This window comes from Brevundimonas sp. PAMC22021 (assembly GCF_019443405.1).
Taxonomy (GTDB): domain Bacteria; phylum Pseudomonadota; class Alphaproteobacteria; order Caulobacterales; family Caulobacteraceae; genus Brevundimonas.
The window spans coordinates 2,266,659-2,291,828 of sequence record NZ_CP080376.1 but is presented as its reverse complement, the minus strand read 5'-3'; the positions used below and the strand labels follow the sequence as shown (position 1 = coordinate 2,291,828).

Below are 25,170 nucleotides of genomic sequence, written 5' to 3'. Positions count from 1 at the left end.
GGATCAACCAGGACGCCTCTTGTCAGGCTGCTCCGGCGAGACGAGTTCGGGCCAGAAGCGCAGCATCCACCGCCTCAAGCGTCGCCTCGATGGTGACGGCGGTCGAGGCGTGGCGGGCGGGATAGTCGGCGACGGGCTTGAGCACGCGCAAGGCCTCGAAGCGGCCGTCCGGGCCCTCGCCGCCCGACTTCAGCATGGCCAGCAGGGCGTCGCGGGCGAAGGCGATCTCGTCGCGAGACGCGCCGATGGCGTGCTCGCCCACCACGCCGGCCGCGGCCTGGCCGAGCGCGCAGGCGCGCACGTCCTGGGCGAAGTCGGCGATGCGGCCGTCCTCGTCCAGCGTGACATCGACGATGGCCCTGGAGCCGCACAGCTTGGCCGTCCGCTGGCCCGTGCCGTCAGGCGTCGGCAGTCGCCCGCTGTGCGGCAGATTGGCCGCCAGCGACAGGATGCGGGCGCTGTAGAGATCGTCGATCATGCGCGGAAGATAGGATGGCGTCGGGCGCGAGAGAAGGCGTCAGCCGCCCAGCGAGCCCCAGGTGCGGGCGGCGTCGGGCGTCTGGCCGGCCGCCTGCGCCGAGGTCGAGTTCGCGCGGTTCCTGAGCCAGGCGAGATTGCGTTCGGCCTGTTCGGGCGGCAGGTCCCGGCGCAGGATGGCTTCGGCCTCGCCCGTCTTGCCCTGAAGCCCCAGAGCGATGGCGAGGTTCTGGCGCACCTGGATTGTGGCGCTCGGCTGGGCGGCGGCTCGGCGCAGCAGGGCCTCGGCGCCCGCCGCGTCGCCGCTGGCCATGGCCGCCATGGCGGCGTTGGTCAGGACATCGGGATTGTCGGGCGACAGGGTCAGCGCCTGGTTCCAGGCGGCGCGGGCGTCGTCGAAGCGGCGCACCTGCTGATAGGCCACGCCCAGAAGCGACAGCGGGCGCCAGTCGCGCGGCGCCGCATCGCGCGCCCGCTCCAGCGGCGCGACGCCGTAGAAGGCCTGGCCCCGCGCGATGTGGGCGCGGCCCAGCGCCAGCATGGCTTCCAGATTGTTCGGCTGCACCGTCAGCGTCGCCTCGGCCGCCTGCGCCGCCTGGTCGTACTTGCCGAGTTCACGCAGCGCCTGCGACAGCTTCACGCCCGCCACCGGATCGTTGGGATCGACCTGCTGTTCGTTGGCCCAGAAGACCGAGCGCGACAGGGCGTCCATCCGGTCATAGGTCGCGCGGATCTCGGCGGACGCCTTTGCGGGCGCGGCGGGATCGGCGGCGAGGGTCGGACCCGCGGCGCCGAGGAGCAGGGCCGCGATGGTTGCGATGGCGACGGGCATGCGCGACATGGAAGAGGTCCGGACGAGCCTTGGTGAGGCGCAAAGGGTCGCCTGTCCGCGTCAACTCTTGGTTAACTGGCGCCACGCGCGCTCGATTGAGGTCACGCCCATGTCCGCTGTTCATGCCGAAGTCCTGATCTCCGCCGCAGAGGCGGGGGAAGGCGTTCGCGTTGTTCGGATCGTTCGGTCTGGCGAGGCGCTGCCGGATGGCGTCGCCGCCTGGGCCGCCGCCCAGGATTTCACCGGCAAGGCGGGACAGCTGCTGCTGACGCCGGGCGCGGACGGCGGTTTGGGGCAGGCCCTGTTCGGCGCCGGGGAGCGGTTCGATCCAATGTCCGTGCGTGCGCTGGCGGCGCGCCTGCCCTCTGGCGTCTGGCGCTTGGAAGGCGTCGAGGGCGAGGATGCGGCGCAGGCGGCGCTGGCCTTCGCGCTCGGCTCCTACCTGTTCGACCGCTACAAGGCGCGGCCCGAGCGGGGCCGGGCGCGTCTGGTCGCGCCGAACGGCGTGGACGTCGAGGCCGTGCTGCGGATCGCCTCGGCCTGCGCCCTGGCGCGCGAGATGGTGGACACGCCGGCCGCCGACATGGGGCCGCTGCAGATCGAGACCGTGGCGCGCGAGATCGCCGAGGAGGCGGGCGCCGAGATCGCGGTGACCGAGGGGGAGGCCCTGCTGGATGCGAACTATCCGGCGGTGCACGCCGTGGGTCGCGCCGCCGCCCCGCATCGCCAGCCGCGCCTCATCGAGATCGGCTGGAAGCTGGATCGGCTCGAACTGCCGCTGGTCGCGCTGGTGGGCAAGGGGGTGGTGTTCGACACGGGCGGGCTGGACATCAAGCCGGCCGCCGGCATGCGCAACATGAAAAAGGACATGGGCGGGGCGGCGCACGCCCTGGCGCTCGGCCGGCTGGTGATGCAGGCCGATCTGCCCGTGCGGCTGGTGGTCGTCGTAGCGGCGGTGGAGAACGCGATCTCGGCCGACGCCTTTCGGCCCGGCGACATCCTGCGGACGCGCAAGGGTCTGACGGTAGAGGTCGGCAATACGGATGCGGAGGGGCGGCTGATCCTGGCCGACGCCCTGACGCGAGCCGGCGAGCATAGGCCGGACCTGACGCTGGATTTCGCCACGCTGACGGGCGCAGCGCGGATCGCGCTGGGGCCGGAGTTGCCGCCGCTCTATACCGATGACGATGGGTTGGCGGCGGGGTTGCTCCAGGCGGCGTCGGCGGTGCGCGACCCGCTTTGGCGGATGCCGCTGTGGCCCGGCTACGGCGCGGCGCTGGAGGCGGACATTGCCGACCTGCGCAACGATCCGGCGGGCTGGGCGCAGGCGGGCTCGGTCACGGCCGCCCTGTTCCTGCAGCGGTTCGCGCCGGAGACCGGAGCCTGGGCGCACATGGACATCTTCGCCTGGAACCCGCGCGGCCGGCCGGGGTGGCCGGAAGGCGGGGAGGCGCAGGGGATCAGAGCCTGCTTCCGCTATCTGCAGGATCGTTTCGGCGAAAAAAGCGAAGGGCGTTAACGGCCGCTTCGGCTTCGCGGCGCAGGATGCCGGCTCAATCCTTTCTGGGCCGCGAGTTCTTGACCGACCGCTTCGACCTCCTGCCGCCGGGCGCCTTGCTGGCCCGCTCCGATCTCGCCGAACAGGCGCTGGAGGGGCTGGTGCGTGCGGACCGCTATGCGGCGACGACGCCGCTGACGTGCGGCGCCCAGGCGGTCGACATCCGCGACAGGCCCGACGGGCAGGTCGTGGACCAGCTGGTGTTCGGCGAGCTGTTCGACGTGCTGGAGCGGCATGGACCGCTGGCCTGGGGCCGATCGCGGCGGTCGGGCGTGGTGGGGTGGGTGCAGGTCGGACCTCTGGCGGCGCCGGCCGAGGCGCCGACGCACCGGGTCGCGGGCGCCAGCGCCGACGTCTTTTCAGGTCCGTCCGGCGGCGCGGTGGTCGCGAACTTGCCGATGAACGCCTTGGTGCCCGAGGCGGGGCGCCGCGACGGCTTGAGCGAGATCGCTGGTCTGGGCTGGGTCGCCGCCGCCGATCTTTGCGATTTCGCCACGTTCGAGCGTGACCTGGCCGCAAGCGCCGAGCGTTTCGTCGGCGCGCCGTTCCGGCCGGGCGGTCGCACGGCGCAGGGCCTCGACTGCAGCGGGCTGGTGCAGCAGGCGTTGTATGCGGCCGGTCTTCCGGGGCCGCGCTTTGCTGTCGATCAGGCCGAGCTGGGCGCCGCGGTGCAGATGGGCGAGGCCCGGCGCGGCGATCTGGTGGTGTGGCGCTCGGACGTCGTTTCGCCTTGGGGCGGGCACGCCGCCATTCTGCTGGACGCGCAGACGGTGATTCACGCCAGCAGCGCGGCCGGCGTCGTGCGGACGGAGGCGCTGGCTGAGGTCGACGTCCGCTATCGCGCCGACGGCTTCGAGGCGCCGGTCGTTCGTCGACTGCCCTGACGCGAAAGAGGCGGCCCCGAAGAGCCGCCTCCTGATCTTTTCCGGACCTTGGCGCCTCAGCGTTGCGGGCTGTTCTGGCCCAGGCCCGTGGCGTTGGCTTCCGAGCTCATGGGCGCGGGGTTGGAGGTCTGGCTTTCCGGCTGGGCCGCGGCGCTCGTGTCCGGTGCGCCGCCGACCTGACCGCCGTTCGGCGCGGCCGCTTCGCCGGCGCCGGGAGCGACGGGCGTGTCGCCGGCGGCCGCGGCTTCGGCCGGAGTGGCGCCCGGCTGGCGGGCCGGATCGGGCGCAGGAACGGCGAAGCCGCCCGACCCTTGCGAGCGCAGATAGGCGATCAGATTGATGCGCGTCTGGGTGTCGCGGATACCGGCGAAGGACATCTTGGTGCCCGGCACATAGCGGCCCGGCGCGGTGATGAAGCTGTTCAGCTGGTCATAGCCCCAGGTCGGCGCCTCGGCCTTGTGCTTGGCCATGGCGTCCGAATAGGCGAAGCCGCCGGCGTGCATCACCGGGCCGCCCACCACGCCGAACAGGTTGGGGCCGATGCCGTTGGCGCCGCCCTGCTGGATGTTGTGGCAGGCCTGGCAACGGGCAAAGGCCGCCTCGCCGGCCGCGACGTCGGCGACGGGCAGCAGCGTGCCCCAGTCCGGCGGCAGCTCGGCCTCGGCTCCGCCGGCGGCCTCTTCCGGCGCATCGACGAAATAGCCCATCTTTTCAGGGGGCTCGGTGTGATAAATCGCGCCCGACACCTGCTGGACGACCAGGATGACGAAGGCCGTCCCCAGGCCTGCGCCGAAAATCTTATTCCACTTCAGATCGCCGCTCATGCCGTGGCCGCACCCCATCCCTTTGAGCCCCGCGCGACAGACGGTGATCGCGCGTGTTGCTTAGGCGTGTCTGGCACGCTAGCGCCACCTTCGCAACCGCGCCGGCGCCCCTGTCGAGGGCCAAGGCGACTCAGACGAGGCGCCCAGCCATGAATCCCCTGATCCTGATCCCCGCCCGGATGGCCGCGACGCGACTGCCGAACAAGCCGCTGGCGGACATCGGCGGGCGGCCGATGATCGTGCGGGCGTGGGCGCAGGCCGCGGCCTCGGGCCTGCCCGTCGCGGTGGCCGCCGGCGATCCGGAGATCGTGGAGGCGGTGGAAGCGGCGGGCGGCCGCGCCGTCCTGACCGACCCGGGCCTGCCCAGCGGATCGGACCGCATCCGCGCGGCCCTGGAGGCGCTGGATCCGGAAGGCCGCCACGACGCGGTGATCAATGTGCAGGGCGACATGCCCTTCGCCGATCCCGGCTTCGCCCTGGCCTGCGCCGAGCTGCTGGAGGCCGAGCCGTCCTGCGATATCGCCACCCTGGTTTCGGCCGAGGCCGATCCGTCGGACCGCACCAATCCGGACGTGGTCAAGGCCGTGCTGGCCCTGGGAGAGGACGAACGGCAGGGGCGGGCGCTCTATTTCACCCGCTCGACCCTTTACGGAGATGGGCCGATCTGGCGGCATGTCGGGGTCTATGGCTATCGGCGCGAGGCCCTGATGCGGTTCTGCGCGGCGCCGCCTTCGCCCCTGGAGACGCGCGAGAAGCTGGAGCAGCTGCGGGCCATGGAGCTGGGCCTGCAGATCTGGGCGCGGGTGATCGGCGAGGCGCCGCTGTCGGTGGACAATCCGGCGGACCTGGAGGCGGCTCGGGCGCTGGCGGCCGTTCAGGCAGGCTGAAGCCCCGCGCGTAGGTTCTCCCTCCCCGCTCGGGGAGGGTGGTCGCGTCAGCGACCGGGTGGGGGCGGCCCGGCAGGGTCGCACGGCGTGAAGCTGGACAAACCGTCGATGGGGCGCCTTGCCGCCCCCACCCGGCTTCGCCTGCGGCTCAGCCACCCTCCCCATCCGGGGAGGGAGAAGACCGGTCACCTCTCCTCCCCATCGGCGATGGGGAGAAGAGGCTGGTCAGCCCTGGACGACCCTGATCCGTCCGGCCGCCTCTCGCGCGCGTTCGCGGGCCTGATCCACGTCGGCGCCGCGCGCGACGGCGACGCCCATGCGGCGGCGCTCGAAGCTTTCCGGCTTGCCGAACAGGCGCAGGTCGGCGGTGGGCACGGCCAAGGCCTCGGCCACGCCTTCGAAGGCGACCCCGGCCGCCTCCATCCCGCCGTAGATCACCGCGCTGGCGGCGGGTTCGCGCTGGGAGACGTCGACCGGCAGGCCCAGGATGGCGCGGGCGTGCAGGGCGAACTCGCTGAAGGTCTGGCTGGCCAGGGTGACCAGGCCGGTGTCGTGCGGGCGGGGCGAGACCTCGGAGAACCAGACCTGGTCGCCGCGCACGAACAGTTCGACGCCGAACACGCCCCATCCCCCCAGCGCCTCGGTGACGCGCCCGGCGATGGACTGGGCCGAGGCGAGGGCGGCGGGGCTCATGGGCTGCGGCTGCCAGCTTTCGACATAGTCGCCCTTGACCTGGCGGTGGCCGATGGGGGCGCAGAAGTCGGTGCGGGTCTGGCCGTCCGCGCCGCGCGAGCGCACGGTCAGCAAGGTGATCTCGTAGTCGAAGTCGATCCGGCCCTCGACGATGACGCGCCCGCCGGCGACGCGACCGGCGCCTTGCGCATAGGTCCAGGCGTCGGCGATCTCGTCAGCGCTTTCGACATACGACTGGCCCTTGCCGGAGGAGGACATCACCGGCTTGACGAAGCAGGGATAGCCGACGCGCGCGGCGCCCTCGGCCAGTTCGTCGGCCGAACCGGCGAAGGCGTAGGGGCTGGTCGGCAGGTCCAGGTCCTCGGCGGCCAGGCGGCGGATGCCTTCGCGGTTCATGGTCAGCTGCACGGCGCGGGCGGTGGGGATGACCGTGGCCATGCCGGCGGCCTCGATGCCTGCGAGAATGTCGGTGGCGATGGCCTCGATCTCGGGCACGATGATGTGCGGCGCCTCGGCCATGATCACGCCGTTTAGGACCTGAGGATCGGTCATCGGAATGACGTGGCTGCGGTGGGCGACCTGCATGGCGGGCGCGTTGGGGTAGCGGTCGACGGCGACCACCTCGACGCCCAGCCGCTGCAGCTCGATCGCGACCTCCTTGCCCAGCTCGCCCGCGCCCAGCAGCATGACGCGGACGGCGGTGTCGGAGAGGGGCGTGCCGAGTTTCATGGTGGTGTTCCTTTCTCCTCCCTGCGAAGCGGGGAGGGGGACCGCGTAGCGGTGGAGGGGCTTTGGACGCCGCAACAACCCCTCCGTCTCGACGCTGCGCGTCGAGCCACCTCCCCATTCGCTCACGCGAACAGGGAGGAGACTGGGCGTTACAGCCGCGAGCGGGCGGCCGCGACGATGGCGTCGGCGGTGATGCCGAACTTGTCGTAGAGCACCTCGGCGGGAGCCGAGGCGCCGAAGCCGGTCATGCCGACAAAGGCGCCGTCCTCGCCGATGAAGCGGCCCCAGCCCTGGCCGATGGCGGCCTCGACGGCGACGCGCACCGTGCCGCGGCCGAGGAGGGAAGCCTGGTAGTCGGCGCTCTGCTGCTCGAACAGCTCGAAACAGGGGACGGAGACGACGCGGGTCGGCACGCCGTCGGCTTCCAGGGTTTCGGCGGCCTGGAGCGCCAGGGCCAGTTCGGTGCCCGTGCCGAACAGGGTGACGCGGGCCTCTCCGTTCGCCGACTTGATCTCATAGGCGCCGCGGGCCGACAGGTTCTCAGAAGAGACGGTGGTGCGGACCGCAGGCGTCTTCTGGCGCGACAGGGCCAGCGCGGACGGCGCGGTCCTGGACTGCAGCGCGATCTGCCAGCACTCCATGGCCTCGATCGTGTCGGCGGGACGGAAGACCAGCAGGTTCGGAATGGCGCGAAGGCTGGCCAGATGCTCGACCGGCTGGTGCGTCGGGCCGTCCTCGCCCAGGCCGATCGAGTCGTGGGTCAGGACGTGGATTGCCCGCACGCCCATCAGGGCGCCCAGCCGGATGGCCGGGCGGCTGTAGTCGGAGAACACCATAAAGGTGCCGCCGTAGGGGATGACGCCGCCGTGCAGGGCCAAGCCGTTCATGGCCGCCGCCATGCCGAACTCGCGGATGCCGTAGTTGATGTAGCGCCCCTCGTAGGTCGGGGCGTCGTAGATCGGCGTGTTCTTGACGAAGGTGTTGTTGGAGCCGGTCAGGTCGGCCGAGCCGCCGATCATCTCCGGGATCGCGGCGAACAGTTCGTCCAGGGCCGCGCCCGACGACTGGCGCGTGGCCTGGGCGGGCTTGCTCTCGATCAGTTCGGCCATGCGCGCGTTGAGGGCGTCGAAAGCCTGCTCCGGCAGATCGCCAGACATGGCGCGGGTGAAGTCGGCGGCCTGCGGATGGTCGGCGAGGCGGGCCTCCCACTTCTTGCGGTCCTTGGCGCCGCGCTTTCCGACCTTTCGCCACGCCGCCTCGATGGTTTCGGGCAGTTCGAACGGGTCATGGCTCCACGACAGGCCGAGGCGCGTGGCGGCGATCTCGGCGGCGCCGAGGGCCGCGCCGTGGGTCTTGTGGCTGCCTTCCATGGTGGCGGCGCCGCGCCCGATCTTGGTCTTGCAGGCGATCAGGGTGGGCTTGTCCTGCCGAACCGCCCACTTCATCGCGGCGCGGATCGCGTGCATGTCGTGGCCGTCGACGGCTTTGACCGCCCAGCCGGCGGCCTTGAAGCGCGCCTTCTGGTCGGTGGCGTCCGACAGGGAGACCGCGCCGTCGATGGTGATGGCGTTGTCGTCCCACAGCACCGTCAGCTTGTTCAGCTTGTAGCGGCCGGCGAGCGCGATGGCTTCCTGCGACACGCCTTCCATCAGACAGCCGTCGCCGGCGATCACCCAGGTGCGGTGATCGACCAGATCCTCGCCGAAGCGGGCCGCCAGGTGACGCTCGGCCATCGCCAGGCCGACGGAGGTGGCCAGGCCCTGGCCCAGCGGCCCGGTGGTGACCTCGACGCCCGGCATATGGCCGTATTCCGGGTGGCCGGCGGTCCTGGAGCCCCACTGGCGGAAGTTGGACAGTTCTTCCTTGGTCGCCGCCTCGTAGCCGCACAGGTGCAGCAGGCTGTAGATCAGCATCGAGCCGTGGCCGGCGGACAGGACGAAGCGGTCGCGGTCGGCCCAGTCGGGGCGGCTGGCGTCGAACTTCAGAAAGCGGCTGAACAGGACGGTGGCGACGTCGGCCATGCCCATCGGCATGCCGGGGTGGCCGCTCTTCGCCTTTTCCACTCCGTCCATCGACAGCACGCGAATGGCGTCGGCCATCTGCTTGGGGGTGGCCTTCACGGGGGCGGTCTTGGCGTCGCTCACGGGCGGGACCTTTCGGGCAGTCGGAGGAAAATGAAGCGTCCGCCGCTTTACCCCAGCGGTTTCGCGCGTTCTATACGCGAATCTCGCAAAGGAGCGACCGATGGCGGATGCCGTGACGGCCGCCCGGGCGCGCATCGATCGCGCCCTGGCGGACCTTGAGACCAAGATCGCGGGCCTGAAGGCTCAGGCGGGCGTCCTCGATCGTGACGACGACCTGTTCGCGCCCCGGGGTGCGGACAGCGCCCGCGTGGCCGAACTGGAGGCGGCGGGCGCGCAGGCGGCCGAGGCTCTGGGCCATGCAGCCGAGGTGGTCCGCGACCTGATCGACCGGCAGGCTGGGGGCGTTTCCGAAGACGACAGCGCGGTCGAAGCCGACGACGATGCGCAGGAGGCGCGCTGATGGCGACGGTGACGGTTGAGGTGAACGGACGCCCCTACAACGTCGGTTGCGCCGACGGGCAGGAGGATCGGGTGCGGGCGCTGGCCGGCCAGTTCGACGCCCTGGTGCGCCAGGTGGCGGGCGACGTGGGCCACGTCGGCGACATTCGCCTGTTCCTGATGGCGGCGCTGGTTCTGGCCGACGAACTGCACGAGACCCGCACCGGCGCGGCCCGCAAGAAGGGCGCGCCGCCGCCGGCGCTGGAGACGCCCGCCGCCAGCGACGGCGTGGCCGAGGCGCTGAACGCCGTGGCCGCCCGGATCGAAAAGATCGTCCGCTCGATCTGAAAACGGGCGCGCCATGCCGTCCAGCGTCATCCGCAGCTTTCGCTATGACGCGGCGGATCGGCGGCTGACGGTGACGTTCACGAGCGGGGCGGTCTACGCCTATCTCGACTTGCCGCCCGAGGTCGCGGCCGAACTGGAGGCGGCGGAGTCGAAGGGGCGGGTGTTCGGCGAAGCGATCCGCGATCGCTTCGCCTTCGACCGCCTTAGGCCGCCGGACTGAGGGTTACTCCTCGTCCGCGGCCATTCCCATCATGTGGAAGCCGGCGTCGACGTGGACGACTTCGCCGGTGGTGGACAGGCCCAGGTCCGAGCACAGCCACAGGGCGGCACCGGCGACGCCTTCCATGGAGGTGTCCTCCTTCATGGCCGACATGGCGCGGCCCTGCGCGATCATGCCGCGGCCACCCGAGATGCCCGCCAGCGACAGGGTGCGCATGGCGCCGGCCGAGATGGCGTTGACGCGGATGCCCTTGGGGCCAAGGTCGCGGGCGATGTAGCGGGTCGCCGCCTCCAGCGCCGCCTTGGCCACGCCCATGGTGTTGTAGTTCGGAATGGCGCGCTCGGACCCCAGATAGGTCATGGTGACCAGCGAGCCGCCGTTCGGCATCAGCCTCGAGGCGCGCTTGGCCACGTCCACGAAGCTGAAGGCCGAGATGTTCATGGCCAGGAGGAAGCTGTCGCGGCTGGTGTTCTCGACGAACGAGCCTTTCAGCTCGTCCTTGTTGGCGAAGGCGACGGAGTGGACCACGAAGTCGATGGTCCCGAACTCTTTTTCCAGCTCGGCGAAGGCGGCGTCCATGGAGGCGTCGTCGGTGACGTCGGCCGGGATCAGGAGCTTGGCGCCGACGCTTTCGGCCAGCGGGCGCACGCGCCGCTCAAGCCCTTCGCCGAGATAGGTAAAGGCGAGCTCGGCGCCCTGGGCCGCCAGCTGCGAGGCGATGCCCCAGGCGATGGAGTTGGCGTTGGCCACCCCCATGATCAGGCCCTTCTTGCCCTTCATCAGTTCGCCGGTCGGCATGGTCCAGCCTTCGGAAGCCGCCATGTGTCTCTCCTCTTGATTTGCGAGGAGGGTTAGCAGGGCGCGCGCGGGGGCTCAACCAAGGCCAGTCTTCTCCTCCCCATTGAAGATGGGGAGGTATTCGACGGCGAAGCCGGAGAGCCGGAGGGGTGCTGTGCGGCGGAAGCAACCCCACCGTCACGATGCTTGCGCATCGCGCCACCTCCCCACGTCGTGGGGAGGAGAGGACAGGTCAGAGCAGTCCGGCGATCGCGGCGCGCGCGGCGTCGCCGAGGTCGGGGCGCTTCAGGGCGAGGGCGACATTGGCCTTGAGCAGGCCGATCTTGTCGCCGCAGTCGTGGGTGACGCCTTCGTATTCGATGGCGGTGAACAGCTGCTGCGTCATCAGGCGCGCCATGGCGTCGGTCAGCTGGATCTCGCCGCCGGCGCCCGCCTCCTGGTCGGCCAGGACGTCGAAGATTTCGGGCTGCAGGATGTAGCGGCCGGCGATGGACAGGTTGGACGGAGCCGTACCGGCCGCGGGCTTCTCGACCATGCCCTTCATGGTGAAGCGGCGGCCGTCGCGTTCGGCGGGATCGACGATGCCGTATTTGTGGGCTTGTTCGATATCGACGGCCTCGACGCCGATGATGTTGCCGCCCAGTTCGGCGTAGCTGTCGGCCAGCTGTTTCAGGGCGCCGGGCTGGCCGTCGACAATGACGTCCGGCAGGATCACGGCGAAGGGCTCGCGGCCGATGATGTCGCGGGCGCACCAGACCGCGTGGCCCAGACCCTTGGGCTGCATCTGGCGGGTGAAGCTCATCTCGCCGGCGGTGGCCAGTTCGGCGTTCATCAGCTCGAGGATTTCGATCTTGCCCTTGGCCAGCAGCTGGGCCTCCAGCTCGATCTGATGGTCGAAATAGTCCTCGATGGCGCCCTTGGAGCGGCCGGTGACGAAGACGATGTGCTCGATCCCCGCCTCGCGCGCCTCTTCGACGATGTAGGACAGGATGGGCCGGTCGACGACGTTCAGAAGCTCCTTGGGCGTCGTCTTGGTGCCCGGAAGGACGCGGGTGCCGAGGCCGGCGACCGGCAGCACGGCTTTACGCAGACGCGCCGGGCGCGCAGGTGTGGTGGTCATTCGTGATCCTGACAGCTGTCCCGTCCCCTATAGCCAAGCCGGCGGGGCCGACGAAAGAGGCGGTAGAAAACGGAACGGGACAGCGTAGGTTCCGGCGACGGTGACGCTTATTGCGGACGCGTCATCGCCGTCATGGCCTGGACCTTGGCGCGCTCGGCCGTCAGCTGATCGACCGGCAGCGGCACCAGGCCGCGATCCTGCAGATAGCCGCCGCGACCGGCCGAGCCGTCCGACAGGAACTCCTGCACGAACTGCTGCAGGCCCGGCGTCACGCCGACGTGCTGCTTCTTGACGTAGATGTAGAGGCTGCGCGCCAGGGGATAGGAGCCGTCGGCGATGGTGTCGGCGGTGGGGGCCACGCCGTCGATGGTCTCGGCCTTCACCGTGTCGAGGTTCTGCTCCAGGAAGGAGAAGCCGAACACGCCCAGCGAGCCCGGCGTGCGCGTCAGGGTCTGGACGATGGCGTTGTCGTTCTCGCCCGAGTCGATCCAGACGCCGTCCTCGCGCAGGGTATGGGCCAGGGCCTCGAAGCGGTCGGCGTCGGCGGCCTCCACGGCGGCCGCGGCGGGAACCAGCTTGGCGCCCGGCGTCATGCCCAGCTCAAGAAAGGCGTCGCGCGTGCCCGAGGTGGGCGGCGGGCCATAGACCTGGATGCGCTGGTTCGGCAGGCCGCCGTTGACCTGGTTCCAGGTGGTGTTCGGGTTGGCGACGAACTGGCCATTGGCGCCCGGCACTTCCTTGGCCAGGCCTTCGTACAGGTCGTTCAGTTCGAAGTTGAAGCTGTTGCCCGAACGCGCGGTGGCGATGACGATGCCGTCGAAGCCGATCTTGATCTCGACGATCTCGGTGACGCCGTTCTGCTGGCACAGGTCGAATTCGGACGCCTTCATCGGGCGCGAGGCGTTGGCGATGTCCGGCGTGGACGGGCCGACGCCCTGGCAGAAGGCCTGGATGCCGCCGCCGGTGCCCAGGCTCTCGACCCGCGGCGCGGCGCCGCCCGAGGTGCGGGCGAAGTTCTCGGCCACGCGGGTGGCGAAGGGGAACACGGTCGAGGAGCCGGCCGCCCAGATGCCGGCGCGCGCCGTCTGGGAGCCCGTCCCGCCTTCACCATCGCCGCAGGCGGCGAGGGCGAGCACGGCGGCCGAGGCGGCGGCGATCTTGAGCATGCGGGTCATGGCGAGCACATCCTTCGATGAGGTTTGCGACGCTTAGAGCATAGGAATGTGACAGTCCGTCAAGCCGGCCGATGACGCTTTCAAGGAGCCGCGCGCCATGGAAAAGGCCGCCGATGACGATCATCGACGGCCCTGTTTCCGGCGAGGAGCGCCCTTTTAGAGCAGGCGCTTGCGCATGGCCTGGGACAACATGTCGATCAGGGTCACGGCGATGACGATGACGATGGCGATGGCCGAGACCTGGCGATAATCAAAGGCCTGGATGCTTTCGAACAGCAGCTGGCCGATGCCGCCGGCGCCGATCAGGCCCAGCACGGTGGCCGCGCGGCTGTTCGATTCGAAGCGGTAAAGCGCGAACGAGGTCCACAGCGGCGCGACCTGCGGGATCACGCCCCAGACGATCTCGTGCAGCGGGGTGGCGCCGGTGGCGCGCACGCCCTCGACCGGACCCTTGTCGATGGATTCCACCGCCTCGGAGAACAGCTTGGCGAGGACGCCGCCGGTGTTCAGCGCGATGGCCAGGACGCCGGCCAGCGGCCCCAGGCCCACGGCCACGATGAACAGGGTGCCGATCACCAGGTCGGGGATCGAGCGCAGCAGGTCCATGACCCGGCGCACGGGCCACACCACCCAGTTCGGCGCGATGTTGCGCGCGGCGGCGAGGCCCAGCGGCACGCCGATGAAGACGGCGATGAAGGTGCCCCACAGCGCGATCTGCACCGTCAGCCACATCTGGCCGACCAGCTGGCGGACGTTTGTGAAGTCGGGGTTCAGCAGGTCCCGGCCGTACAGCTGGATGTTCTGCGAGTTGGAGAACAGCAGCGGCAGGCGGCGCATGTCCACCGGGCCGAAGCTGATGATCAGCACCAGGGCGATGCCGCCCCAGAGCAGCGCGTCCAAGGCCCAGGCCGAGGCGGACTTCTTGGGCGGCTGCGGCACGGCGGACGCCGCCACGCCCGCGTTCAGGCCGCCGCGTGCGGCCATGTCGGTCGCCGTGTTCACGGCTGGACCTCGCGCTTGGCGCGCAGCGTCGACAGTTCGCGCTCGGCGGCGGCGACGCCGGCCTGGTCGTTCTTGGCGCGCGCCTCGCTCAGCTTCTGGTCGGCGACCATTTCGCGCACGGGGTCGAGGTAGCTGTCGTCGGCGGCGCGGAACATCGAATAGTTCAGGCCGGCCATCACCTGGCGCTGGCGATCAGCCTCGGCGCCCTGGCCCTGACCGTACGAAAGGAAGAAGGCGCGGATCTTTTCCTTCAGCGCCGGGTCCAGGTCCTCGCGCAGCAGGATGCCGGATTCCGGGATCGGCGGCGAGGTCCAGATGTCCTCGATCTGGTCGGCGACCTGCGGGTTCTCGCGGCGCAGGAAGACGGTGTTGACCGAGTTGGAGGTGGCGACGTCCACCACGCCGGTGGCCACGGCGAAGGCGTTGGCCTGGTGGTTGGCGGCGCGCACGGTGCGGAAGCACTGGTTGGGGACGATGCCGCGCGGATTGAACAGGAAGGTCATGGGCGCAAGCGTGCCCGAGGTGGACTGGGCGTCGCCGATGCCGAAGTCGTACTGCTTGCCGCAGGCCAGCACCTTGTCCAGCGTGATGCCCGAACCCTTCTTGACCACCAGGGTCGAGGTGTAGCTGTCGCGGCCCTCGGGATCGACGGTGCGGGCGATGACCTCGCCCTGGGCGCGGTCGACGGCCTCAAGCGCCGGCTTGGCCGAGAACCAGGCGACCTGGGTCTGGTTGAAGCGCATGGCCTCGACCAGGACGTTGTAGTTGGAGCCGAAGAAGGGCTTCACCGGCACGCCGATCGCCTTGGACATGTCGTCCAGCAGCGGCTGCCACAGCGGGCCCGAAGAGGCCTGGCCCTCGGCCGAAAGGATGGAGAAGACCACTTCGGACGGCGCGCCGCCCGCAGCCTTTTCGTCTCCGCCGCCGCAGGCGGACAAAGTCAGCAGGGCCATGGCGCCGGCGGCGGCCCCAAGCTTGGCGATGAAACGGCGGGACAGGCTCATGCCTTGGTCTCCCAGAACGCGTCCTCGAATTCGGGACCGTAGATTTCGATCAGGCGTTGTTGGTCCAGCCCCATGGAGGGGCCGTCATAGACGATCTTGCCGCCCTGCAGCGCGATCACGCGGTCGCAGTAGCGGATGGCGTAGTCGACCTGGTGCAGGGTGACGATCACGCCCATGCCGTCGCGCTTGTTCAGCTCGACCAGCAACTCCATCACCTTGCGGGCGGACACCGGGTCCAGAGAGGCGACCGGCTCGTCGGCCAGGATCGCCTGGGCGCCCTGGACGATGGCGCGGGCGATGGCGCCGCGCTGCTGCTGACCGCCCGACAGGGTGTTGGCGCGCTGGCCGGCGTAGTCGGAAACGCCGACCCGGTGCAGGGCCGCCATGGCCTTGTCCTTGTCCGCGCGCGGCCACAGGCCGAAGAGGCCCTGCCAGGCCGGGATGCGGCCCAGCGCGCCCAGCATGACGTTGGAGAACAGGCTGAGGCGCCCCACCAGGTTGAACTGCTGAAAGATCATGCCCAGCCGGCCGCGGGCGCGACGCGTGGCCGAGGTCGTGCGTCCGTCCTTCTGGACGGTCTCGCCGAACACCTGGATCACGCCGGGACCGGCGTCGATGGTCTGAAGGCCCGTGATCGAGCGCAGCAGGGTGGACTTGCCCGATCCGGACGGACCGATCAGGGCGACCATCTCGCCCGCGGCGACCTGGACGGAGACGCCGTCCAGCGCCTTGCGCGATCCGAAGGTCTTCGACACGTCGCGCGCCAGGACCAGGCCCGGGGCGGCTGCGGCGGCTGATGAACTCATGAACTCGCTGGGAGGCTGTGGCGAAAGGGGCGCCGCATGACGCGAGACATGCGCCAAGGCAACCCTTAATCGCACGGCGGCGGCGATCTCGTCCAGAGCGCAGCCCGCGAGCCGCACCGGCGCGGGGACCCGGCCACGAAATTGCCTCTTTACATGACAGGGCGATCACCCCATATCGCGCCTTCCGGCGGACCCCGTAGGTCTAACCGTTACGCGCTGCTAACGCCGGTCTGGGTTAACAACTAACAGGGGGTTACGTGAATTGCGCACGTACCAGCTTCCCCTGGACCTGGTCCGCGAGCGGCCTCCTGAACGTCCAGTCGCACTCGTGCGGCCGCGTTCGGTTTCCGTAGCGGCGCGCTGGTTCCAGGATAATCTAAAGGCCGACGTCTTCTATGCAGTGAAGGCGAACCCCTCGCGCTGGGTCGTCGAGACCCTGGTGGAGGCGGGCGTGCGCGGCTTCGACGTGGCGTCCCTCGCCGAGATCGAACTGGTGCGCTCGGTGTCCGCCGATGCGCGTCTGGCCTTCATGCACCCGGTGAAGAGCCGTTCGGCCATCACCCGCGCCTATTTCGACCATGGCGTCCGCACCTTCTCGCTGGATTGCGTGGAAGAGCTGGACAAGATCCTCGACGCCACCGGCGGCGCGGACGATCTGAACCTGATCGTGCGCATGGCCGTGTCGGCGGACGGGGCGGCCTATACGCTGTCGGGCAAGTTCGGTGTCTCGCCGGACCAGGCGCCGGCTCTGCTGCTGGCCACGCGCCAGGCGGTCAAGGACGGGCTGATGGGCGTTTCGTTCCATGTCGGTTCGCAGTGCATGCGCCCGACCGCCTATCAGGCGGCGATGGCGCAGGTCGGCCGTTCGATCAGCCGGGCGGGCGTGATCGTGGACATCGTCGATGTCGGCGGCGGCTTTCCGTCAGTCTATCCGGGCATGGTCCCGCCGGACCTGAACGAATACGCCGAGGCTATCCATCGCGGCTTCAACGAGATGCCGGTTTCGGAGACGACCGAGCTGTGGTGCGAGCCGGGCCGGGCGCTGGTGGCGGAATCGTCGTCGGTGCTGGCGCGCGTGGACCTGCGCAAGGGCGACGCCCTGTATCTGAACGACGGCTCCTATGGCTCGCTGTTCGATGCGACCCATTCGCGCTGGCCCTTCCCGACCAAGTTGGTGCGGGACGGGGAGGCGGCGGGCGAGCTGAAGGCGTTCCAGTTCTACGGTCCGACCTGTGACTCGATCGACCACATGCCGGGACCGTTCTGGCTGCCGGCCGACGTGCGCGAAGGCGACTTCATCGAGATCGGCATGCTGGGCGCCTACGGCGTGGCCATGACGACGGGCTTCAACGGCTATGGCGAGCATGACGTCGCCGTGGTCGAGGATGCTCCGATGGCCTCGCTCTACGGTCTGGCCCCGCGCTCCATCCCGACCGTGCGCACCACGGCGGAGGAGACGGCCCGCAAGGTCGTGCGTCTGTCGCGTCCCAAGGGCAAGGCCGGTCAGCGCCGGTCGCGCCGGAAGTAATCGTTTCATCGATCCCGGTCGGCGCCGTTTCGTCACCGAGATCCTGTAACCAGCAGCGGCCCGTCGCTCCGTCCGGGCCGCTGTTTCTTCTGACGACGGGCGCTCAACCCAAAGGGAAACCCGAGAGATGAACGCTCCCGTTCAAACCAACTCCAAGGCCGAGCTGCTGCAGAACGTTGTCGAGCATGTCGACATCACCTCGTTCGACGCGCGGCCCATCATCGACAGCATGCGCAAGATGAGCTTTTCGTCGCGCGACACCGCGCGCGCGGCCGACATCTTCAACATGGCGCTGGAGGACAAGGACTGCTCGCCGTGGCTGATCCTGGCCGGCTCGACCTCGGCCGGCGGCTGCATGCACGTGTACCGCGACATGGTGAAGTTCGGTATGATCGACGCCGTGGTCGCCACCGGCGCCTCCATCGTCGACATGGACTTCTTCGAGGCGCTTGGCTTCAAGCACTATCAGGCCGCCGGCCAAGTCGACGACAACGTCCTGCGCGACAACTACATCGACCGGATCTACGACACCTACATCGACGAGGAAGAGCTCCAGGCCTGCGACCACACCATCCTGGAGATCGCCAACCGGCTGGAGCCGCGCGGCTATTCCTCGCGCGAGTTCATCTGGGAGATGGGCAAGTGGCTGTCGGAGGGCAACGCCAAGAAGGAAGGCTCGCTGATCCAGACCGCCTATGAGATGGGCGTGCCGATCTTCTGCCCGGCGTTCGTGGATAGCTCGGCCGGCTTCGGCCTCGTCAAGCACCAGAAGGAGCGGGCCGCCGCCGGCCAGCCCTATATGATGCTGGACGCCATCGCCGACTTCCGCGAGCTGACCGACATCAAGATCGCGGCGGGCGTCACCGGCCTGTTCATGGTCGGCGGCGGCGTGCCCAAGAACTTCGCCCAGGACACCGTCGTCTGCGCCGAAATCCTGGGCGTGGAAGCCGAGATGCACCGCTATGCGGTCCAGATCACGGTGGCCGACGTGCGCGACGGCGCCTGCTCGTCCTCGACGCTCAAGGAAGCCGCGTCGTGGGGCAAGGTCCAGACCACGCACGAGCAGATGGTCTTCGCCGAAGCCACCACCGTGGTGCCGCTGATCGGCTCGGACGCCTACCACCGCGAAGCCTGGAAGAACCGCGAGCCGCGTCGCTGGCAGAAACTGTTCGAGAAGGCCGCGTAAACACCAGACCTTCTCCCGCTTGCGGGAGAAGTGGCCCGTCGATCGCGAAGCGATCCAGGGTCGATGAGGGGAGTCTTCTTCGGGAGACTTCCCTCATCGTCAGCCGTGTCGCTTCGCGCCACGAGCTGACGGTCGTCGAAACGGCTCCGCCGTTCCTTCCTCCACCCCCGACAAGCGGGGGAAGACCTCTCAGACCTTCGCCGCTCTCGACTTCGTCCAGGCGTACAGCCCTGCGGCGAGGGCTGCGAACACCACGACGCCGGCGAGCATGGCGGGCCAGGCATCGCCCAGCGGGAAGGCAGCCCATTCGGCGTCGCGGCTGGCCACGATGATGCCGGCGTTCAGCACGCCGAACAGGCTTTCGCCCACGATCAGACCGGACGCCAGCAGCACGCCCATTCGGCGCGCGACCGGGGCGTAGGACTTGGACGCCACCGCCCGCTCGTACAGCCAGCCGCAGACGGCGCCGATCACCAGCATGGTGGTCACCGCCGCCGGCAGGTAGAAGCCGATGCCGACGGCCAGCGGCGGCAGCTTGATGCGCTTGTTGGTGGCCTTCTCCAGCACCGCGTCCAGCACGATGATGACGACGCCGATCACAGCGCCCAGGCCGATCAGGTCCCAGCGCAGATCGCCGCCGATGACGCCGCGCGCCAGGGCCGAGATCAGGGTGGCCTGAGGCGCGGCCAGGGTCTGGGCGCCCTCGGCGATCGCGGGCGGGCCGCCTTCGAAGCCGAAGGCCTGGTTGAGCAGGTTCAGGATCAGCGGAATGACCAGGGCGCCGGCGCCGACGCCGACGATCAGGGCCGTCTGCTGGCGCCATGGCGTGGCCTCGACCAACTGGCCGGTCTTCAGGTCCTGGAGGTTGTCGTTGGCGATCACCGCGACGGCGAAGACCACGCCGGTGACGATCAGAGCGAAGGCGATGATCGAGGGATCGGCCGGTACGCCGGAAATGGCCATGACGCCCAGCATCAGCAGCGAGGCGATCACCACCGCCAGGATGCCGACGCCGGACACCGGGCTGTTGGACGAGCCGATCAGGCCGGCCATGTAGCCGCAGATGGCGGCGACCGCGAAGCCCACCAGCACCACATAGACGAGGCCGCCGATCACCAGCATGGCGGTGGAGCCCGCCAGCGCCGGCGCGCTCTGGGCGAACCAGGCGAGCAGGCCGGCGATGCCGACGAGGCAGGCCAGCGACAGGGCGCCGACCAGCTTGATCGGAAGGTCCTGTTCGGTGCGGTCCAGCACTTCGCCGTGGCTGCGGCGGGCGTTGGCGGCGAGCGCCGAGGCGAGGCCGGCGACCAGCGGCCCGGCCAGCTTGATCAGGGTCCAGATGGCGGCCACGCCGATCACGCCCGCGCCCATGAAGCGAACCTCGCGGCTCCAGACAGTGGAGGCGAGCTCCTCGGCCGAGGCGCCGGCGGGCAGGGTGGCGGCGATGGAGGGGATGCCGTGCGCCTGAAGCCAGGCGATGGTGTCCGGGCTGGTCAGGACCGGCACGGCGATGCCCCAGGCCAGGATCAGGCCGAACAGCTGCGACAGGCCGACCGTTAGGCCGATCAGGTGACCGGCGCCCAACAGCGCGAACTGGAGCCCGAAGCCCATGCCGGTGGCGCCGCCGCCGAGCGCGGCCGGCAGGCGCACGAAGCGGGCGGCTTCGGCCGCGAACAGCTGGGCCGCCGTCGAGAGGGCGTAGCCGGCCGAGGCCAGGGCGCCGCCGACCACGACCCACAGCCCGGCCTTGTTCTCGCGCACCGCGCTTTCGGTCTGTTCGGTTCCGCGCGAACCGACCTTGAGCACCTCGGCGGCGGCGACGCCTTCGGGATAGGGCAGGCCGCCATTGACCACCAACGCGCGCCGCAGCGGAATGGAGAAGGTGACGCCCAGAACGCCGCCGAGCGCGCAGATCAGCACCGACTGCCAGAACGGGAACTCCAGCCACCAGCCGATCATCACCAGGCCCGGCAGCACGAATATGATCGAGCTCATGGCCCCGCCGACCGAGGCCACGGTCTGAACGGTCATGTTCTCCCAGATGGTGGAGGAGCGGAACGCCCGCAGGATTGCCATGGAGATCACTGCAGCCGGGATGGCCGAGGCGAAGGTCAGGCCGACCAGCAGGCCCAGATAGGTGTTGGCGGCGGTGAAGATCACCGCCAGCAGGCAGCCGAGCGCCAGCGCCCGAAGGGTCAATTCCACGCGCTTTTTCGGCGCGGACGTGATGTCGGTCATGGCGGGCCCCCTCGACGTTTCGCCGGGAGCTAAGCGGCAAAGCCTGCCGCTGGCAACCGCGTTCGCCGAAAGGATGCTACAGGTTGATCACCTCGACGCCGTCGTCGGCCTGCAGCCGCTCGGCGAGCACGGCGCGGTGGCAACCCGCGTGGTCGGCTTCGAAGCACAAGAGGGCCACGCGCCGCTCGCCGGCCAGGGTCTTCAGCTGCTGATAGGCCAGCACGGCCTCGGGCTCGGCCAGGTGGTCGTCGAAGATGGCGCGCATCTCGGATATGCGACCCTTGCGCGCCGCCTCGCGCCCGGCCTTGGGCGTGCCCAGCGCCCGCAGGTGCAGATAGTCGACGCCTTCCGCGCGCAGGCTGTTTCCCAGAATGGTCTTGGAGAAGCCCGCCCGGCGCGAGGCGGCGACCGCGCGCACGTCGACCAGGGTCTCGACGCCCGCGGCCTTGAGGCGGCCGATGACCTCGGCCTGCGTCGAGCCTTCGTATCCGATGGTGAACAGGGGCATGACGGACATATGGGTGCGGGGCGGGATCGGCCCAAGCGTCCCTGCGTTGCTCGCTGCGGCCGCATCGTCTATCCCGCGCGACGAAGCGGCTTGCACGCCGCCGCGCCTGTGTCTTCGGAGCCCCCAATGGCTGAGTTCGTTCCTGGTCTGGTCACCCTGTTCGGAGGCTCGGGCTTTATCGGGTCGCAGGCGGTTCGGACGCTGGCCAAGCGCGGCTGGCGCGTGCGGATCGCCGTGCGCAATCCGACCCAGGCCATCGAGGTTCAGCCGCTGGGCGACGTCGGCCAGATCCAGTTCATGCACTGCGACATCGGCCGCGACGAGGACGTGGCCAGGGCCGTGCGCGGCGCGAACGCCGTGGTCAATCTGGTGGGCGTGCTGGCCGAGGGCGGCAAGCGGTCGTTCCAGGCGCTGCACGTCGAGGGCGCGCGCCGCATCGCGCAGTCGGCGCGGGCGGCGGGTGTCGAGCGGCTGGTGCAGATCTCGGCCATCGGCGCCGATGCGGACAGCAAGTCGGGCTATGGCCGCTCCAAGGCCGAGGCCGAGGCCGCGGTGCGCGCGGTCTATCCGGATGCGGTGATCCTGCGTCCCTCCATCGTGTTCGGATCGGGTGACAGCTTCCTGAACCGCTTCGCCCACATGGCCGCCTATGGCCCCGGCCTGCCGCTGATCGGCGGCGGCAAGACGCGGTTCCAGCCGGTCTATGTCGGCGACGTGGCCGAGGCGGTGGCGCGCGCCGTGTCGGTGCGCGAAGCGGGCGGCCGGACCTATGAGCTGGGCGGCCCCTCCGTCTATTCGTTCGAAGACCTGATGAAGCTGGTGCTGCGCGAGACCAATCGCAGCAAGCCGCTGATCGGCCTGCCGTTCGGCGCGGCCAAGATGCTGGCGACGCTGATGAAGCCGCTGGGCCTTCTGGGTATCGAGCCGCCGATCACCGGCGATCAGGTGCTGATGCTGCAGCGGGACAATGTGGTCGCCTCGGGCGCCGAGGGGCTGGCGGCGCTGGGCATCGAGCCGACGGGGCTGGAGGCGATCGCGCCGTCGTACCTGTGGCGCTTCCGTCGCGGCGGGCAGTTCGCCGAGGCCCCGATCTATGCGGGCGGCGCCGGCGAGACGGCCTAAAGCCCGCCGGTCATCGCCAGACCCGCGATGCCGATCAAGCCGACCGCGATCCGCCACCAGGCGAAGGGCGCAAAGCCGCGGCGGCTGACGAACTCGAGCAGGAACCGCACCACGGCCAGGGCGGTCACGAAGGCGGCGACGAAACCGACCGCGATCAGGCCCAGGTCCGAGAAGTCCAGCACGTCCCGGTTCTTGAACAGGTCATAGGCGACCGCCGCCCCCATGGTCGGAAGGGCGAGGAAAAAGCTGAACTCGGCGGCCGAACGCTTGTCGGTGCCAAGCAGCAGGCCGCCGGCGATGGTCGCGCCCGAACGCGACACGCCGGGGATCATGGCCAGGCACTGGAACAGGCCGATCAGGAAATAGAGCCGCAAGGGATAGGCGTCGGCGTCGATCCAGCGCGGCCGCTTCGGCATCCGATCCAGCAGCAGCAGGATCACGCCCCCGACGATCAGGGCCACGCAGATCACCAGGGGCGTCTCGAACAGCACCGTCTTGATGAAGTCATAGGCGAAGAAGCCGATCACCGCCGCCGGCATAAAGGCGAGGCCCAGGCCGATCAGGAAGCGACGCGCCTCAGCATCGAACGGCCAGCGGGTCGCCAGCGTCCAAAGCTTTCGGAAATAGACGCTGATGATGGCCAGCAGCGCGCCCAGCTGGATCACGATCTCGAACGTCTTGCCGGTGCTCTCGAAGCCCAGGAAGTGGCCCAGCAGCAGCATGTGGCCGGTCGAGGAGACGGGAATGAACTCGGTCAGTCCCTCCACCAGGCCGAGAATGAGCGCCGCCAGCCAGTCCGACATCCGATGATCCCTGTGGGCCGACGCCGCGCCGGTCCTTCGCGTGCTCCCTTAGCCTCATCGCGGCGGCCGTTGGCAAGGCCGCGCGTTTGCGCGACAAGGCGGCGATGACCCCTCCCGCCCTGCAAGACGCCCATCTGGCGACCCGCCGCATCACGCGCCTGTCGGTGGCGGTGGCCGTGTTGCTGATCGCGCTGAAGGCGTTCGCGCTGGGGGCGTCGGGGTCTGTGTCGATCCTGGCGACGCTGGCGGACTCGTGTCTGGACCTGATCGCGTCCCTGGCCACCTTCTACGCCGTGCGCTGGGCCGCAGCCCCGCCGGACGAGGACCATCGCTATGGTCACGGCAAGGGCGAGGCGCTGGCGGCGCTGGTCCAGGCGGGGCTGGTGTTCGCCTCCGCCGTCTTTATCGGCTGGGAGGGCGTCCAGCGCGTGTTCGAGCCCCGCCCGGTGACCGCCGGCGGCTGGGCCGTGGGCGTGGTCGCGCTGTCGATCGCCGTCACCGGCTGGCTGGTGTGGATGCAGACGCGGGCGCTGAAGACCAGCGGTTCGATGGCGGTGGCGGGCGACCGCGCCCACTACGCCGCCGACATCGCCGCCAATGTCGTGGTGCTGATCGGGGTGGCGTCCGGCGCCTATCTGAACGCGCCGGGGCTGGATGCGGCGGCGGGCATCGTGGTGGCCGTGTGGCTGTTCTGGGGGGCGACCGGCATGCTCAAGGCGGCGGCCGACCACCTGCTGGATCGCGCGGCCCCCGAAAGCGACCGGCAGGCGATCACCCAGGCCGTGTTGGCCGATCCGCGCGTGCTGGGCGTGCACGGCCTGCGCACCCGCATGTCGGGGCCGATGATGCTGATCCAGATGCACGTCGATCTGGAGCCCACCCTGACGCTGGAGACGGCCCACGCCATCGTGGTCGAGGCCGAGCGGCGCGTCCTGGCGCACTACCCGGCCGCCGACCTCCTGATCCACGCCGATCCCAAGGGGCGGGCCGAGCCGCACACCGGGGCTCTGGCCGAGGCCGCGCCGGCGCCTGCTGCCCCTATCCAGCCGACGGGCGAGCCGGCGGCGGACGCGCCGCCCAAGCGCCGCGGACCCTGGTCCTGAGCACGCGGTAAACGCGCGCTTAACGCGAGCGGGCCTATGGGTTCGCCATGGCCTGCGTCCTCTATCACTTCCCTTTCCATCCGGCGTCCCGCGCGGCGCGGCTGGCGCTGGGCGAGGCGAGGATCGAGTGGACGGACGTGGTGGTCAAACCCTGGGAGCCGAATGCGCCCACCCAGACGCTGAACCCGTCGGGCATGCCGCCGGTGCTGGAGGTCAGCGAGCGCGGACGGCCGCTGGTGCTGTGCGAACTGCATGCGATCATGGGCTGGGTCGAGGACGGCGTGAAGGGCGCCCTGCTGCTGCCGGCCGACGCCGCCGAGCGGGCCGAGGCGCGCCGCCTGATCGGCTGGTTCGAGCGCCGCTTCACCGACGATGTGGACGCCGTCCTGCTGCATGAGCGGGTGGAAAAGCCGCTGCTGAAGCTGGGCTCGCCCGATGCGCAGGCGCTGCGGGAAGGGCGGGTCTCGCTGCGTCATCATCTGGGCGTGCTGGACGACCTGCTGCAGACGCGCGACTGGCTGGCGGGGCGGCGGCTGTCGCAGGCCGACCTGATCGCCGCGGCCCACCTGTCGATCCACGACTATTTCGGCGAGGTGGCCTGGGGCTCATGGCCGTCGCTGAAGACCTGGTACATGAAGCTGAAGTCGCGCCCATGCTTCCGCCCGCTGCTGGGCGACCGTTTCAACGGCGTCGCGGCGGCGGCCTGCTACGCCGACCTGGATTTCTGAAAACCCTCTCCTCCCCATCGCAGATGGGGAAGTGGCGCGAGGCGCAAGCCTCGTGACGGAGGGGTGTTCCGCGTT

At 69.9% G+C, this 25,170-nt stretch carries 25 protein-coding genes; 11 read left to right on the top strand and 14 right to left on the bottom strand.

Features of this window, described 5'->3' with window-relative positions; translation table 11 throughout:
* Positions 1-22: 22 nt before the first annotated feature.
* Both KY493_RS11360 and KY493_RS11355 read right to left on the bottom strand, forming a co-directional pair.
* Positions 23-478, bottom strand: coding sequence for an iron-sulfur cluster assembly scaffold protein (locus KY493_RS11360; protein ID WP_219896446.1), 456 nt, complete (start codon positions 476-478; stop codon positions 23-25).
* 39 nt (positions 479-517) lie between these two features.
* Entirely contained in the window at positions 518-1,318 is an 801-nt protein-coding gene (locus tag KY493_RS11355) for a tetratricopeptide repeat protein (protein ID WP_219896445.1), read from the bottom strand.
* Between the two features lie 100 nt (positions 1,319-1,418).
* On the opposite strand from KY493_RS11355, the gene KY493_RS11350 reads away from it, so the two are divergent.
* Positions 1,419-2,828 carry a M17 family metallopeptidase gene (locus KY493_RS11350; protein ID WP_219896444.1) on the top strand — a complete coding sequence of 470 codons (1,410 nt, stop codon included), beginning with the start codon at positions 1,419-1,421 and terminating at the stop codon, positions 2,826-2,828.
* Positions 2,829-2,854: 26 nt separating this feature from the next.
* On the top strand, positions 2,855-3,751 hold the full coding sequence (locus KY493_RS11345; protein ID WP_255567871.1) for a C40 family peptidase: 897 nt from the start codon (positions 2,855-2,857) through the stop codon (positions 3,749-3,751).
* Positions 3,752-3,807: 56 nt separating this feature from the next.
* On the opposite strand, the gene KY493_RS11340 is transcribed toward KY493_RS11345, so the two are convergent.
* A complete protein-coding gene (locus KY493_RS11340) occupies positions 3,808-4,575 on the bottom strand; it encodes a cytochrome c family protein (RefSeq protein ID WP_219896443.1) in 768 nt (255 codons plus the stop codon).
* 149 nt (positions 4,576-4,724) lie between these two features.
* Here KY493_RS11340 and KY493_RS11335 point away from each other — a divergent pair, with 149 nt between their 5' ends.
* Positions 4,725-5,462, top strand: coding sequence for a 3-deoxy-manno-octulosonate cytidylyltransferase (locus KY493_RS11335; protein WP_219896442.1), 738 nt, complete (start codon positions 4,725-4,727; stop codon positions 5,460-5,462).
* A 225-nt stretch (positions 5,463-5,687) separates the two neighbouring features.
* Here KY493_RS11335 and purT read toward each other — a convergent pair whose 3' ends face one another.
* Positions 5,688-6,884, bottom strand: a complete 1,197-nt coding sequence (gene purT, locus KY493_RS11330) for a formate-dependent phosphoribosylglycinamide formyltransferase (RefSeq protein WP_219896441.1) — start codon at positions 6,882-6,884, stop codon at positions 5,688-5,690.
* 149 nt (positions 6,885-7,033) lie between these two features.
* Entirely contained in the window at positions 7,034-8,983 is a 1,950-nt protein-coding gene (gene tkt, locus KY493_RS11325; protein ID WP_219898528.1) for a transketolase, read from the bottom strand.
* 145 nt (positions 8,984-9,128) lie between these two features.
* Between tkt and KY493_RS11320 the strand changes: the two genes are divergently transcribed.
* From KY493_RS11320 to KY493_RS11310, 3 genes are read left to right on the top strand one after another with little or no spacing between them, the layout of a single operon-like run.
* Entirely contained in the window at positions 9,129-9,428 is a 300-nt protein-coding gene (locus KY493_RS11320; protein ID WP_255567870.1) for a hypothetical protein, read from the top strand.
* Positions 9,428-9,754 carry a cell division protein ZapA gene (locus KY493_RS11315; RefSeq protein WP_219896440.1) on the top strand — a complete coding sequence of 109 codons (327 nt, stop codon included), beginning with the start codon at positions 9,428-9,430 and terminating at the stop codon, positions 9,752-9,754. The genes KY493_RS11320 and KY493_RS11315 overlap by 1 nt, the downstream gene beginning before the upstream one ends.
* Before the next feature lie 13 nt (positions 9,755-9,767).
* Positions 9,768-9,974: a KTSC domain-containing protein gene (locus KY493_RS11310; RefSeq protein ID WP_219896439.1), complete on the top strand. Its 207-nt coding sequence runs from the start codon at positions 9,768-9,770 to the stop codon at positions 9,972-9,974.
* 3 nt (positions 9,975-9,977) lie between these two features.
* Here the strand turns inward: KY493_RS11310 and KY493_RS11305 are convergent, their stop codons facing one another.
* From KY493_RS11305 to phnC, 6 genes are all read right to left on the bottom strand, one after another.
* Positions 9,978-10,772 (bottom strand): enoyl-ACP reductase, encoded by a 795-nt coding sequence (locus tag KY493_RS11305; protein WP_219898526.1) that lies wholly within the window; start codon positions 10,770-10,772, stop codon positions 9,978-9,980.
* A 232-nt stretch (positions 10,773-11,004) separates the two neighbouring features.
* Positions 11,005-11,892, bottom strand: coding sequence for a UTP--glucose-1-phosphate uridylyltransferase (locus KY493_RS11300; protein ID WP_219896438.1), 888 nt, complete (start codon positions 11,890-11,892; stop codon positions 11,005-11,007).
* 107 nt (positions 11,893-11,999) lie between these two features.
* On the bottom strand, positions 12,000-13,067 hold the full coding sequence (locus KY493_RS11295) for a substrate-binding domain-containing protein (RefSeq protein WP_219896437.1): 1,068 nt from the start codon (positions 13,065-13,067) through the stop codon (positions 12,000-12,002).
* Between the two features lie 156 nt (positions 13,068-13,223).
* Positions 13,224-14,051: a phosphonate ABC transporter, permease protein PhnE gene (phnE, locus tag KY493_RS11290; protein ID WP_219898525.1), complete on the bottom strand. Its 828-nt coding sequence runs from the start codon at positions 14,049-14,051 to the stop codon at positions 13,224-13,226.
* Positions 14,052-14,065: 14 nt separating this feature from the next.
* Entirely contained in the window at positions 14,066-15,073 is a 1,008-nt protein-coding gene (gene phnD, locus KY493_RS11285) for a phosphate/phosphite/phosphonate ABC transporter substrate-binding protein (RefSeq protein ID WP_219896436.1), read from the bottom strand.
* Entirely contained in the window at positions 15,070-15,879 is an 810-nt protein-coding gene (gene phnC / locus KY493_RS11280) for a phosphonate ABC transporter ATP-binding protein (protein WP_219896435.1), read from the bottom strand. Before phnC ends, phnD begins: the two co-directional genes overlap by 4 nt.
* Positions 15,880-16,141: 262 nt before the next feature.
* Here phnC and KY493_RS11275 point away from each other — a divergent pair, with 262 nt between their 5' ends.
* Together KY493_RS11275 and KY493_RS11270 are read left to right on the top strand one after the other, a co-directional pair.
* A complete protein-coding gene (locus KY493_RS11275; protein ID WP_219896434.1) occupies positions 16,142-17,407 on the top strand; it encodes a type III PLP-dependent enzyme in 1,266 nt (421 codons plus the stop codon).
* Positions 17,408-17,534: 127 nt separating this feature from the next.
* Positions 17,535-18,593, top strand: coding sequence for a deoxyhypusine synthase (locus tag KY493_RS11270; RefSeq protein ID WP_219896433.1), 1,059 nt, complete (start codon positions 17,535-17,537; stop codon positions 18,591-18,593).
* A gap of 189 nt (positions 18,594-18,782) precedes the next feature.
* On the opposite strand, the gene KY493_RS11265 is transcribed toward KY493_RS11270, so the two are convergent.
* Both KY493_RS11265 and KY493_RS11260 read right to left on the bottom strand, forming a co-directional pair.
* Positions 18,783-20,831, bottom strand: a complete 2,049-nt coding sequence (locus tag KY493_RS11265) for an OPT family oligopeptide transporter (protein WP_219896432.1) — start codon at positions 20,829-20,831, stop codon at positions 18,783-18,785.
* 76 nt (positions 20,832-20,907) lie between these two features.
* A complete protein-coding gene (locus KY493_RS11260; protein ID WP_219896431.1) occupies positions 20,908-21,339 on the bottom strand; it encodes a DUF488 family protein in 432 nt (143 codons plus the stop codon).
* Between the two features lie 126 nt (positions 21,340-21,465).
* On the opposite strand from KY493_RS11260, the gene KY493_RS11255 reads away from it, so the two are divergent.
* Positions 21,466-22,461, top strand: coding sequence for a complex I NDUFA9 subunit family protein (locus tag KY493_RS11255; RefSeq protein WP_219896430.1), 996 nt, complete (start codon positions 21,466-21,468; stop codon positions 22,459-22,461).
* Here the strand turns inward: KY493_RS11255 and KY493_RS11250 are convergent.
* On the bottom strand, positions 22,458-23,264 hold the full coding sequence (locus KY493_RS11250) for an undecaprenyl-diphosphate phosphatase (protein ID WP_219896429.1): 807 nt from the start codon (positions 23,262-23,264) through the stop codon (positions 22,458-22,460). The genes KY493_RS11255 and KY493_RS11250 overlap by 4 nt on opposite strands.
* Before the next feature lie 104 nt (positions 23,265-23,368).
* Here KY493_RS11250 and KY493_RS11245 point away from each other — a divergent pair, with 104 nt between their 5' ends.
* Positions 23,369-24,367: a cation diffusion facilitator family transporter gene (locus KY493_RS11245; RefSeq protein ID WP_219896428.1), complete on the top strand. Its 999-nt coding sequence runs from the start codon at positions 23,369-23,371 to the stop codon at positions 24,365-24,367.
* A gap of 47 nt (positions 24,368-24,414) precedes the next feature.
* On the top strand, positions 24,415-25,095 hold the full coding sequence (locus KY493_RS11240; RefSeq protein ID WP_219896427.1) for a glutathione S-transferase family protein: 681 nt from the start codon (positions 24,415-24,417) through the stop codon (positions 25,093-25,095).
* The last annotated feature ends 75 nt before the right edge of the window (positions 25,096-25,170 follow it).

Excerpts from the sequence above, each read along its gene's own strand:
- KY493_RS11360 (WP_219896446.1), bottom strand. The coding sequence starts at position 478 with ATGATCGACGATCTCTACAGCGCCCGCATCCTGTCGCTGGCGGCCAAT.
- KY493_RS11355 (WP_219896445.1), bottom strand. The coding sequence starts at position 1,318 with ATGTCGCGCATGCCCGTCGCCATCGCAACCATCGCGGCCCTGCTCCTC.
- KY493_RS11350 (WP_219896444.1), top strand. The coding sequence starts at position 1,419 with ATGTCCGCTGTTCATGCCGAAGTCCTGATCTCCGCCGCAGAGGCGGGG.
- KY493_RS11345 (WP_255567871.1), top strand. The coding sequence starts at position 2,855 with ATGCCGGCTCAATCCTTTCTGGGCCGCGAGTTCTTGACCGACCGCTTC.
- KY493_RS11340 (WP_219896443.1), bottom strand. The coding sequence starts at position 4,575 with ATGAGCGGCGATCTGAAGTGGAATAAGATTTTCGGCGCAGGCCTGGGG.
- KY493_RS11335 (WP_219896442.1), top strand. The coding sequence starts at position 4,725 with ATGAATCCCCTGATCCTGATCCCCGCCCGGATGGCCGCGACGCGACTG.
- purT (WP_219896441.1), bottom strand. The coding sequence starts at position 6,884 with ATGAAACTCGGCACGCCCCTCTCCGACACCGCCGTCCGCGTCATGCTG.
- tkt (WP_219898528.1), bottom strand. The coding sequence starts at position 8,983 with ATGGCCGACGCCATTCGCGTGCTGTCGATGGACGGAGTGGAAAAGGCG.
- KY493_RS11320 (WP_255567870.1), top strand. The coding sequence starts at position 9,129 with ATGGCGGATGCCGTGACGGCCGCCCGGGCGCGCATCGATCGCGCCCTG.
- KY493_RS11315 (WP_219896440.1), top strand. The coding sequence starts at position 9,428 with ATGGCGACGGTGACGGTTGAGGTGAACGGACGCCCCTACAACGTCGGT.
- KY493_RS11310 (WP_219896439.1), top strand. The coding sequence starts at position 9,768 with ATGCCGTCCAGCGTCATCCGCAGCTTTCGCTATGACGCGGCGGATCGG.
- KY493_RS11305 (WP_219898526.1), bottom strand. The coding sequence starts at position 10,772 with ATGCCGACCGGCGAACTGATGAAGGGCAAGAAGGGCCTGATCATGGGG.
- KY493_RS11300 (WP_219896438.1), bottom strand. The coding sequence starts at position 11,892 with ATGACCACCACACCTGCGCGCCCGGCGCGTCTGCGTAAAGCCGTGCTG.
- KY493_RS11295 (WP_219896437.1), bottom strand. The coding sequence starts at position 13,067 with ATGACCCGCATGCTCAAGATCGCCGCCGCCTCGGCCGCCGTGCTCGCC.
- phnE (WP_219898525.1), bottom strand. The coding sequence starts at position 14,051 with ATGGCCGCACGCGGCGGCCTGAACGCGGGCGTGGCGGCGTCCGCCGTG.
- phnD (WP_219896436.1), bottom strand. The coding sequence starts at position 15,073 with ATGAGCCTGTCCCGCCGTTTCATCGCCAAGCTTGGGGCCGCCGCCGGC.
- phnC (WP_219896435.1), bottom strand. The coding sequence starts at position 15,879 with ATGAGTTCATCAGCCGCCGCAGCCGCCCCGGGCCTGGTCCTGGCGCGC.
- KY493_RS11270 (WP_219896433.1), top strand. The coding sequence starts at position 17,535 with ATGAACGCTCCCGTTCAAACCAACTCCAAGGCCGAGCTGCTGCAGAAC.
- KY493_RS11265 (WP_219896432.1), bottom strand. The coding sequence starts at position 20,831 with ATGACCGACATCACGTCCGCGCCGAAAAAGCGCGTGGAATTGACCCTT.
- KY493_RS11260 (WP_219896431.1), bottom strand. The coding sequence starts at position 21,339 with ATGCCCCTGTTCACCATCGGATACGAAGGCTCGACGCAGGCCGAGGTC.
- KY493_RS11255 (WP_219896430.1), top strand. The coding sequence starts at position 21,466 with ATGGCTGAGTTCGTTCCTGGTCTGGTCACCCTGTTCGGAGGCTCGGGC.
- KY493_RS11250 (WP_219896429.1), bottom strand. The coding sequence starts at position 23,264 with ATGTCGGACTGGCTGGCGGCGCTCATTCTCGGCCTGGTGGAGGGACTG.
- KY493_RS11245 (WP_219896428.1), top strand. The coding sequence starts at position 23,369 with ATGACCCCTCCCGCCCTGCAAGACGCCCATCTGGCGACCCGCCGCATC.
- KY493_RS11240 (WP_219896427.1), top strand. The coding sequence starts at position 24,415 with ATGGCCTGCGTCCTCTATCACTTCCCTTTCCATCCGGCGTCCCGCGCG.